Origin of the sequence: Ideonella azotifigens (assembly GCF_006519715.1) — a bacterium.
Taxonomy (GTDB): Bacteria; Pseudomonadota; Gammaproteobacteria; order Burkholderiales; family Burkholderiaceae_C; genus Ideonella; species Ideonella azotifigens.
The window spans coordinates 1-9,085 of record NZ_VIDT01000171.1 but is presented as its reverse complement, the minus strand read 5'-3'; the positions used below and the strand labels follow the sequence as shown (position 1 = coordinate 9,085).

Annotated in this window: 9 protein-coding genes; 8 read left to right on the top strand and 1 reads right to left on the bottom strand. The window is 67.2% G+C overall.

Annotated features, from left to right (window positions below; genetic code table 11):
* A partial coding sequence (locus tag FKP22_RS12640) for a hypothetical protein (protein WP_141287843.1) occupies positions 1-430 on the bottom strand: 430 nt, incomplete at its 3' end.
* A gap of 272 nt (positions 431-702) precedes the next feature.
* On the opposite strand from FKP22_RS12640, the gene FKP22_RS12635 reads away from it, so the two are divergent.
* The 8 genes from FKP22_RS12635 to FKP22_RS12600 all read left to right on the top strand — a co-directional run.
* Positions 703-1,293 (top strand): ECF-type sigma factor, encoded by a 591-nt coding sequence (locus FKP22_RS12635; protein WP_141287842.1) that lies wholly within the window; start codon positions 703-705, stop codon positions 1,291-1,293.
* On the top strand, positions 1,293-4,073 hold the full coding sequence (locus tag FKP22_RS12630) for a serine/threonine-protein kinase (protein ID WP_141287841.1): 2,781 nt from the start codon (positions 1,293-1,295) through the stop codon (positions 4,071-4,073). Before FKP22_RS12635 ends, FKP22_RS12630 begins: the two co-directional genes overlap by 1 nt.
* A 73-nt stretch (positions 4,074-4,146) precedes the next feature.
* Positions 4,147-4,503 carry a hypothetical protein gene (locus tag FKP22_RS12625; RefSeq protein ID WP_141287840.1) on the top strand — a complete coding sequence of 119 codons (357 nt, stop codon included), beginning with the start codon at positions 4,147-4,149 and terminating at the stop codon, positions 4,501-4,503.
* A 139-nt stretch (positions 4,504-4,642) separates the two neighbouring features.
* Positions 4,643-5,437 (top strand): enoyl-CoA hydratase-related protein, encoded by a 795-nt coding sequence (locus tag FKP22_RS12620; protein WP_141287839.1) that lies wholly within the window; start codon positions 4,643-4,645, stop codon positions 5,435-5,437.
* Between the two features lie 6 nt (positions 5,438-5,443).
* On the top strand, positions 5,444-5,920 hold the full coding sequence (gene paaI / locus FKP22_RS12615) for a hydroxyphenylacetyl-CoA thioesterase PaaI (RefSeq protein WP_141287838.1): 477 nt from the start codon (positions 5,444-5,446) through the stop codon (positions 5,918-5,920).
* Between the two features lie 7 nt (positions 5,921-5,927).
* The gene (locus FKP22_RS12610) at positions 5,928-6,563 is read left to right on the top strand and encodes a TetR/AcrR family transcriptional regulator (protein WP_141287837.1); all 636 of its coding nucleotides are present in this window, start codon (positions 5,928-5,930) and stop codon (positions 6,561-6,563) included.
* Positions 6,564-6,590: 27 nt separating this feature from the next.
* Entirely contained in the window at positions 6,591-7,754 is a 1,164-nt protein-coding gene (locus FKP22_RS12605; protein ID WP_375140578.1) for an ABC transporter substrate-binding protein, read from the top strand.
* 256 nt (positions 7,755-8,010) lie between these two features.
* Positions 8,011-9,085, top strand: a 1,075-nt coding sequence (locus FKP22_RS12600) for an HD domain-containing phosphohydrolase (protein ID WP_233446836.1), incomplete at its 3' end; no start/stop codon positions are given.

Below are 9,085 nucleotides of genomic sequence, written 5' to 3'. Positions count from 1 at the left end.
ACTGGGGCCTCGGGCCCGCTGCGCCGTCTTCAAGCGGCCACGCCATGGTCTTTTGAAGCCGCTGCTGGATCCTGGGCAGGGCCTCGGCCTGCGTGTCCAGCAGCAGCACGCCCATGCAGCCGCCCTCCAGCGGCTGCAGCAGATCGGAGCGTCGCAATTGCTGGCGCAGCCGCTCTTGCAGCGTGTGCATCCATTCCGCATGCTGCGCCGGCGCCATGAGCGTGTGCCGGCCCTCGGCCGCCTGCAGCGTCACCAGCAGCACGGCAGGGCAGGTGCCGTGGCGGCGGGCCTGGTTCAGGTGCCGGTGCACCAGCTGGACAAAACTCAGGCGATCCATGGTGTGGGGTCCGTGGCCATGCCGATCTTCAGCCTGGCGCTGCTGGAAGATGACCGGCAGGGTGGGTAGGTACTGGGTTTCAACGGCATACATGGCAGGGTCCTCAGGTGGCATTGGCATGGTGCGCGGCGTGCGTTCGGGCGTTGCCTTCGGGGGCGAGGGCCTGGCACGCAGGGCGGGGGTCTCGCATGGACCTCCCTGACCGTGGCTGCGTGACAGGCTCTCTCCTGCACAAACGCGATGGGCCGCGCGATCCCGACATCGCCAGCCAGAAAACTTTCGCCTGGCCTGCGATAGAGTGCGGGCACCAGCGGTGGCATGGCTGCCTGCTGTCGCCCGGTCGTTGTTCCTCGCCGATGGTTTTCATGACGCTTCCGCCCGCCGCCGACCCCACCGCTCCGCCGGATGGCGCTGACATCACCCGGTTGCTGCGCCAGGCCAGCGCGGGGGACGTCGCTGCGGCCGATGAAGTCGTCGCCCGCCTGTATGCCGACCTGCGCCGCATTGCCGGAAGCCGGCTGCGCCAGTCCGGCGACCTGACGCTGGACGCCACCGCGCTGGTGCACGAGAGCTACCTGCGGCTGCAGCGTGCGGGCGGGCTGGACTTCCCGGATCGCAAGCACTTCCTGGGTTATGCCGCCAGGGTCATGCACAGCATCGTGATCGACCAGGTGCGCGCCCGCCAGGCCGAGCGCCGCGGCGGTGCGCTGCAGCAGGTCACCTTCAACACCGGCATTGCCGACCTGGCACCCCAGCGCGACGACGAAGTGCTGCGTGTGCACGAGGCCCTGGCAGAGCTTGCCGCGATGGACGCCCGGCTGGCCCAGGTGGTCGAGATGCGCTACTTCGCCGGCCTCACCGAGCCCGAGATCGCTGAAACCCTGGGCGTGACCGAGCGCACCGTGCAGCGTGACTGGGCCAAGGCCAGGCTGTTCCTTTCGATGGCGATGAAGTGATGGGCTCGGCCGACGCTTCTGCCGTGCCGCCGCGCGAGATCGACAAGTCCCGCTGGCCGTTGCTCAGCCCGCTGCTGGACGAACTGCTGGACCTGCCTGCCGAGCAGCGCCAGGGCCGCCTGGACACCCTCGCGGCGCACGACCCCGAGCTGATGCAGGATCTGCGCGAGCTGCTGCGCCGGGAACAGGCACAGCACGCGGCCGACTTCCTCGCCACACCTGCGCCGCTGGGCCCCTTGCCTGGCAGCCAGCAGGCCGGCCAGCAGGTGGGTGTCTACACGCTGGAGCGGGTGCTGGGCCAGGGCGGCATGGGCAGTGTGTGGCTGGCCAGCCGCACCGATGGCCGCTACCAGGGCCAGGTGGCCATCAAGTTCCTCACCAGCGGTTTGCTGGGCCAGGGCGACGCGGGCCGCTTTGCACGCGAAGGGCAGATCCTGGCCCGACTCGCGCATCCGCACATTGCCCGGCTGATCGATGCCGGCGTCAGCCCCGATGGCCAGCAGCCCTACCTGGTGCTGGAGTACGTTGACGGCCGGCCCATCGACCAGCATTGCCGCGAGCATGCGCTGGACCTGCGCCAGCGCATCACGCTGTTCCTGGACGTGCTGGCCGCCGTGGCCCATGCCCAGCACCGCCTGATCCTGCACCGCGACCTCAAGCCCAGCAACATCCTGGTCACTGCCGCAGGCGAGGTCAAGCTGCTGGACTTCGGCATCGCCAAGCTGCTGGCCGGTGATGCCACACAGCCCATGCCCACGCCGGCCACCGAGCTCACACAGAGAGCCGGCAATGCCTACACCCCCCTGTATGCCGCGCCCGAGCAGGTGCAGGGCGGCGAAGTGACCACAGCCACCGATGTCTATGCCCTCGGCGTGCTGCTCTACCAGTTGCTCAGCGGCGCCCACCCCACCGAGCACCACACCGGCCAGCACGGCGACACGCCGCTGGAGCGCCTGCGCGCGCTGATCGAGGTCGAGCCCAAGCGGGTTTCTGAAGCGCTGCATGACCAGGCCGCTCGAACTGCGAAGGCGGGTGAGGCCGGCGAGCCGAATCCAGCCCAGGCCGCCCGGCAGGTTCGCGAACTGCGCGGCGACCTGGACACCATCGTCGCCAAGGCGCTGAAGAAGCTGCCGGCCGAGCGCTATGCCCATGCCGAAGCATTGGCCGACGACCTGCGCCGCTGGCTGCTCAACGAGCCCATCAGCGCCCGGCCGGACAGCCGCTTCTACCGCAGCGCCAAGTTCGTGCGCCGCCACCCCTGGGGCGTGGGCGCCAGCGCGCTGGCCACGCTGGGCCTGGCGACCGGCTTCGGCCTGGCCTTGTGGCAAACCCACGAAGCCCGCCACCAACGCGAACAAGCCGAGGGCCTGATCGAGTTCATGCTCGGCGACCTGCGCAAGAAACTGGAACCCGTCGGCCGCCTCGACGTGCTCGACGCCGTCGGCGAAAAAGCCCTGGCTTACTACGCCGACCAGCAACTCAGCCGGCTGGACCCCGATGCGTTGGGGCGTCGTGCCCGTGCCCTGCATCTGATGGGCGAGGTGGCGGACACCCAAGGCAAGCTGGCCGAGGCTGAGCGCATGTTTCGCGAGGCTGCGGACAGCACCGCGGAACTGCTGGCCCGCCATCCAAAAGACACCCAGCGCATCTTCGACCATGCGCAGAGCGTGTATTGGGTGGGATGGGTGGCAAGGCGGCGCGGTCAGTTGCCCGAGGCGGAGGCGCAGTTCGGGAGTTATCTGCAATTGGCTCGGCAGCTGACGCAGCTGGAACCAGGCAAGCTGGACTGGCGCTTGGAAGAGGCTTACGCCCACAACAATCTTGGCGTGCTGGCATTGGATAGCGGCCGGGTACGCGAAGCTTTGCAGACCTTTGTCGCTGCGCGGAAGGTTTGGCAAGGTATTGCTGGTGAGCAGGCTTCCCACAACTTCGATCTGGCCACTGCCTATGGCTGGGAGGCTGATGCGCAAGATGCGCTCGGCGACTATGCAAGTGCTCTGCAATCCCTGCAGTCAAAAATCGAGGCGCTGCGCCAGCAACCGGGGGCGGAAAAGGACCGGCGGCTGCAGTACCAGCTCGCCTTGGCTGAGACGGCGCGTGGAGACCTGTTTGTCAACCTAGGCAGGATTGATGAGGCACTGCACGGTCACGAAAGTGCCGCTTCCCAACTGGAAACGTTGATTGAACTTGAGCCGAACAATCTGCGGTGGGTTCAGGAGTGGTGCTTGGCGCGCGTCAAGCTCAATGATCTACGCCGGGTGCAGTCAGGCTCATTGATTGGGTTTTCCGACCCGATCTTGCTTGCGCGCATGACGCGTCTTTTGACATCGCAGAATCAACATGCGATCGCCCAATCTAAATGGGCCATCGCCCTGCGCGGCAGCTGGCTTCTCAGTCATCTTGGCCCTAAGGGGGCAGGTGAAACAGGCAGCCTGGAGAAGGAGGCCCGCGAATATTTGGCGACCGTCCAGCGCTTTGAGGATGCGGGTAATCGACTTAGCCGAGATCAAACGCGCGTCGTCGCCGAAGTTGAGCTGAGGTTAGGGGATCGCCTGGTCAACGACCCGGTGGCGGCTCAAGCCTTGTGGCAGCAAGCGAGCGATCAATTGAAAGTCGGAGCGGGCAGCGGCGATCACCATGCCGATGCTTTGCTGGCGCATGCGTTGTTGCGACTGGGCCAGGTTGAGCAGGCAGAAGTTTTGGCGAACGCGTTGGGAGACAGCTCATTTCGCCATCCGTTGTATTCTGAATTGCGCCAACGCTTGCAACACAAGTTGTAGCGCTTCATCAGCTACAGGCAACCAACCTGAGCTTCCAATCTTGCCCAATTCCACACCTCGCATGACTGCATCCATGGAACCCAGCCATCTCTATTTATTGACCGTTAGCGTGACCACAGCCACCGATGGCAGTGGCAGTGAACAAGGCAATGTCGAGCCGCACGATGCCGCGATTAAGAAGGACAACACTTTGATGGTCTACACGCTGACCACCGAGGGCTACGAGTTCTGTCCCGACGATCCCCTTCTGTTCGATACGCCCAGTGGCCAGTTCCCATACCAGCCTTGGCTGCTCAGCGCGACCGAACTGGCACTGTTTAACAAAGCAACCAAGAAGGGGGATCACCCTTACCACGTCTATGTGCGCAAAGTTGGCACTACTGACAGGCTGCCCATTGATCCGATGATCCAGAACGAAGGAAAGCCGTAAACGACGCCCCAGCCCGGGAAACCTCGGGTCTGGCTCGGGCTTGAGCGCCTTGTGCGGCGCTCCGCCCCTGCCTATCATTCACCGACCGCCCGGTTGGTGAATTGCGAACCGGGTGGTTCCCTCTCACTGGAGCCCCCCGATGTCCGAAGCCCTGGTTCTGGTGGCGCAGCAAGGCGCTGTGCGCACCCTGACGCTGAACCGCCCCGCTGCGCTGAACAGCTTCACTTCGGCGATGCATGTCGAGCTGCGCAATGCGCTGGACGCTGCTGCCGAAGACCGCAGCGTCCGGGCGCTGCTGCTCACTGGCGCTGGCCGCGGCTTTTGCGCCGGGCAGGATCTGAACGACAGCGGCATGGTGCCTGACGCCGACGGGCGGGTGGACGTCGGCGCTGTCATCGAGGCCAACTACAAGCCGCTGGCGCTGCGCCTGCGGGAGATGCCGGTGCCTGTGCTGGCCATGGTCAACGGCGTGGCGGCGGGCGCGGGTGCCAACCTGGCGCTGCTGTGCGACATGGTGATCGCCGGCCGTTCGGCCAGCTTCATCCAGGCCTTCTCGAAGATCGGCCTGCTGCCGGACTGCGGTGGCACCTGGCTGCTGCCGCGCCTGCTGGGCCGGCCGATGGCGCTGGGGCTGGCGATGACAGGCGACAAGCTGAGCGCCGAAGACGCGGTGCGCCTGGGCCTGATCTGGGAATGCGTGGACGACAAGTACCTGGCCGACACGGCCATGGCCATGGCCCAGCGCTTGGCCGCGATGCCGGTCAAGGCCCTGGTCGCCACGCGTCGTGCGCTGGACCAGGCCAGCCAGATGGACCTGGAACAGGCGCTGTCGCTGGAGGCGCGTGTGCAGCGCGATCTGGGCCACGCGCCTGACTTCGCCGAGGGTGTGGAGGCCTTCCGCCAGAAGCGCGTGCCGGCTTTCAGGGACCGCTGAAACCCGATGCAGTCGACGGACGACGACCAGGCCCGCGCCCAGCGCGTTGCCGAAGCGGTGCGGGACGCCATGTGGGCCGGCGACCGGGCCTCCAAGGCACTGGGCATGCAACTGCTGTCCATCGCGCCCGGCCGGGCAGTGATGCAGATGACCGTGCGTGCCGACATGCTCAACGGCCACGCCATCTGCCACGGCGGGCTGGTCACCACGCTGGCCGATTCGGCCTTCGCCTTCGCTTGCAACGCCCACAACGAAGTGACCGTGGCCTCCGGCTTCAACGTCGACCTGATCGCACCCGGCCGCGAGGGTGACCTGCTGACAGCCCGCGCGGTGGAGCTGAGCAAGTCCGGCCGCACCGGGCTGTATGACGTCGAGGTGCGCAACCAGCGCGACGAGCGCATCGCGGTCTTCCGTGGCCGCTCGTACACGATGAAGGGCAAGCCCGTGGTCGAGCTGCCGCCGGGTGACCCGGCGGCTGGCTGACCGGCGCATGGCCCGGCCTCGCTCCTCCGGCTATGACGGCCAGCGCGAGCTGATCCTGCAGCGAGCGGCGGCCTTGTTTGCCGCGCAGGGCTACGTGGCCACCTCGATGAACCAGGTCGCCGCGGCCTGCGGCATGTCCAAGGCCGCGCTGTATCACTACGTGCGTGACAAGAACGAGCTGCTGGCCCATGTGGCCGAGGGCCATGTGCGGCGGCTGGCGGCAGTGGTCCAGCAGGTGCTGGACGAAGGTCTGGCGCCCGAGCCCCGGCTGCGCGAGCTGATCGTGCGCTTCGTGCGCGAATACGCCAGCGCGCAGAACGAGCACCGCGTTTTGACCGAGGACGTGCACCTGCTGGAGACGGCCCGGCGCGAGCAGGTGCTGGGCGTGCAGCGCAGCGTGGTCGCGGCCTTTGCCGAGACGGTCGCCGAGGTGCGGCCGGCGCTGGCCGAGGCCGGGCTGCACCGGCCGTTGACGATGCTGCTGTTCGGCATGATCAACTGGCTGTTCACCTGGTTCCGGCCGGGCGAGCCGCTGACCCACGAACAGATGGCGCCGATGGTGGCCGACCTGTTCTTCGGTGGGCTGGCTGCCGTGCGCGCTGCAGGCGCGGCTGCTCCGCCAGCCACCGTTCCCGCGATCTGAAAAATCACCACAACGGAGACAAGCAAAGTGAACCTTTCTTCCCTGAACAAGCTGCCGCAAGCCCTGGCAGCCGCCGCACTGCTGGCGCTGGCCGGCCCGGCGCTGGCCGACATCAATGTCGGCGTGACCGTCTCGGCCACCGGCCCGGCCGCTTCGCTGGGCATTCCCGAGAAGAACACCGTGACCCTGATGCCGACGACCATCGCCGGCCAGAAGGTCAACTACATCGTGCTGGACGATGCTTCGGACACCACCAAGGCCGTGGCCAACACCCGCCGCCTGATCACCGAGGACAAGGTCGACATCGTGCTCGGCTCGACCACCACGCCGAACTCGCTGGCGATGATCGACGTGGTCGCCGAAGCCCAGGTGCCGATGATCTCGATGGCCGCCTCGGCCCGCATCGTCGAGCCGCAGGACGCCAAGAAGCGCTGGGTCTTCAAGACGCCGCAGAACGACATCATGATGTCGCTGGCCATTGCCAGCCACATGGCCGACCATGGCATCAAGACGGTGGCCTTCATCGGCTTTGCCGATGCCTACGGCGAGGGCTGGTACCAGGAGTTCGGCAAGGCCGCCGGCCTGAAGGGCCTGCAGGTGGTGGCCAACGAGCGCTATAACCGCACCGACACGTCGGTCACCGCGCAGGTGCTGAAGCTGGTCGGCGCGCACGCAGACGCAGTGCTGATCGCCGGTTCCGGCACGCCGGCCGCGCTGCCGCAGGCGGGGCTGGTCGAGCGCGGCTACACCGGCAAGGTCTACCAGACCCATGGCGTGGCCAATAACGACTTCCTGCGCGTGGGCGGCAAGAACGTCGAAGGCACTTTCCTGCCGTCCGGCCCGGTGCTGGTGGCCGACCAACTGCCAGCCAATCACCCCGCCCGCAAGAGTGCGCTGGAGTATGTTGCCAAATACGAAGCCGCCTTCGGCAAGGGCTCGGTCTCGACCTTTGGCGCGCACGCCTGGGACGCCGGCCTGCTGATGAGCGCGGCGGTGCCGGTTGCCCTGAAGAAGGGGCAGCCCGGCACGCCGGCCTTCCGCGCCGCGCTGCGCGACGCGCTGGAGCAGGTCAAGGAGCTGGCCGGCGCGCACGGCATCTTCAACATGTCCCCCGCCGACCACCTGGGCCTGGACCAGCGGGCCCGGGTGTTGGTCAAGATCGACAAGGGTGCCTGGAAATATCAGCCCTGAGCGGCAGTCGACCCTGGGGCGCGCATGAGGAAACGCCGGGCCGGGCGCAGCACGGTCCTTGGGGGCGCACAACCTGTAAGGGTTTGCGGGTGACGTAGAGGGGGTTGACTGGAGTAGCCTAGGGCCATCGGGGCCGATGGCGGTGCGCATGGTGCATGCCGCTTGGGAGGCGGCCTCGGCCACGGGATGACGGCTTGTGAAAACACTTGGCTCGACGTCCAACCTTGAGCAGGCACGCGTCCTCATTGTTGATGACGTGCCGGAAAACCTCACGGTGCTCGGCGAGGTGCTGCAAGGTGCGGGTTGCATCGTGCAGGTCGCCAACAGCGGCCCGGCTGCGCTGCGGCTGGCGACCCAGGCGCCCACGCCCGAGCTGATCCTGCTCGACGTGATGATGCCTGGCATGGACGGCTACGAAGTGCTGCGCCGGCTGCGCGCCGAGCCGCGCAGCCACGACATCCCGGTGATGTTCCTGACCGCGCTGGACGACCCCCGCGACGAAGAGCATGGCCTGAGCCTCGGGGCGGTGGACTACCTGGCCAAGCCCATCCAGCCTGCCGTCGTGCTGGCCCGGGTGCGCAGCCAGATCGACGCGCGCCGGCTGCGCGAATGGCTGCGCGACCAGAACGCCGCGCTGGAAGCCGAAGTGGCCCGCCGCATGGCCGAGAACGACGCGATCCAGCAGGTGACGATCCGCGCGCTGGCCCACCTGGCCGAGACCCGCGACCCGGAAACCGGCAACCACATCCTGCGCACCCAGGCCTACATGCAGCTGCTGGCGCGCGCCTTGCGCCACCACCCGCGCTTCGCCGCCACGCTGAACGAACACACCATCGAGCTGCTGACCCGCTCGGCACCGCTGCACGACATCGGCAAGGTCGGCATCCCCGACCACATCCTGCTCAAGCCCGGCCGCTTGACGGCCGACGAGTGGGAGCCGATGAAGACCCATGCCGCGCTCGGCGCCGCAGCCATCGAACAGGCCGAGCGCGACATCGACCGGCCGGTCGAATTCCTCTCGCTGGCCAAGCAGATCGCCCGCTCGCACCACGAGCGCTGGGACGGCAGTGGCTACCCCGACGGCCTGGCGGGCGAGTCCATTCCCATCGCCGCCCGCCTGATGGCCGTGGCCGACGTCTTCGACGCGCTGATCTCGCCGCGCGTCTACAAGCGGGCGATGAGCTTCGACGAAGCCAGGCGCATGATCAACGATGGCCGCGGCAGCCATTTCGACCCGGCGGTGGTCGACGTCTTCGAAGACGAGTTCGAACGCTTCGTCGACATTGCCAACCGGCACCGTGACAAGCCGCCGGCCGTCGCGCCGCGCGTGC

What these genes read in the sequence shown, in the direction of transcription:
- FKP22_RS12635 (WP_141287842.1), top strand. Translation starts at nt 703, where the DNA reads ATGACGCTTCCGCCCGCCGCCGACCCCACCGCTCCGCCGGATGGCGCT.
- FKP22_RS12630 (WP_141287841.1), top strand. Translation starts at nt 1,293, where the DNA reads ATGGGCTCGGCCGACGCTTCTGCCGTGCCGCCGCGCGAGATCGACAAG.
- FKP22_RS12625 (WP_141287840.1), top strand. Translation starts at nt 4,147, where the DNA reads ATGGAACCCAGCCATCTCTATTTATTGACCGTTAGCGTGACCACAGCC.
- FKP22_RS12620 (WP_141287839.1), top strand. Translation starts at nt 4,643, where the DNA reads ATGTCCGAAGCCCTGGTTCTGGTGGCGCAGCAAGGCGCTGTGCGCACC.
- paaI (WP_141287838.1), top strand. Translation starts at nt 5,444, where the DNA reads ATGCAGTCGACGGACGACGACCAGGCCCGCGCCCAGCGCGTTGCCGAA.
- FKP22_RS12610 (WP_141287837.1), top strand. Translation starts at nt 5,928, where the DNA reads ATGGCCCGGCCTCGCTCCTCCGGCTATGACGGCCAGCGCGAGCTGATC.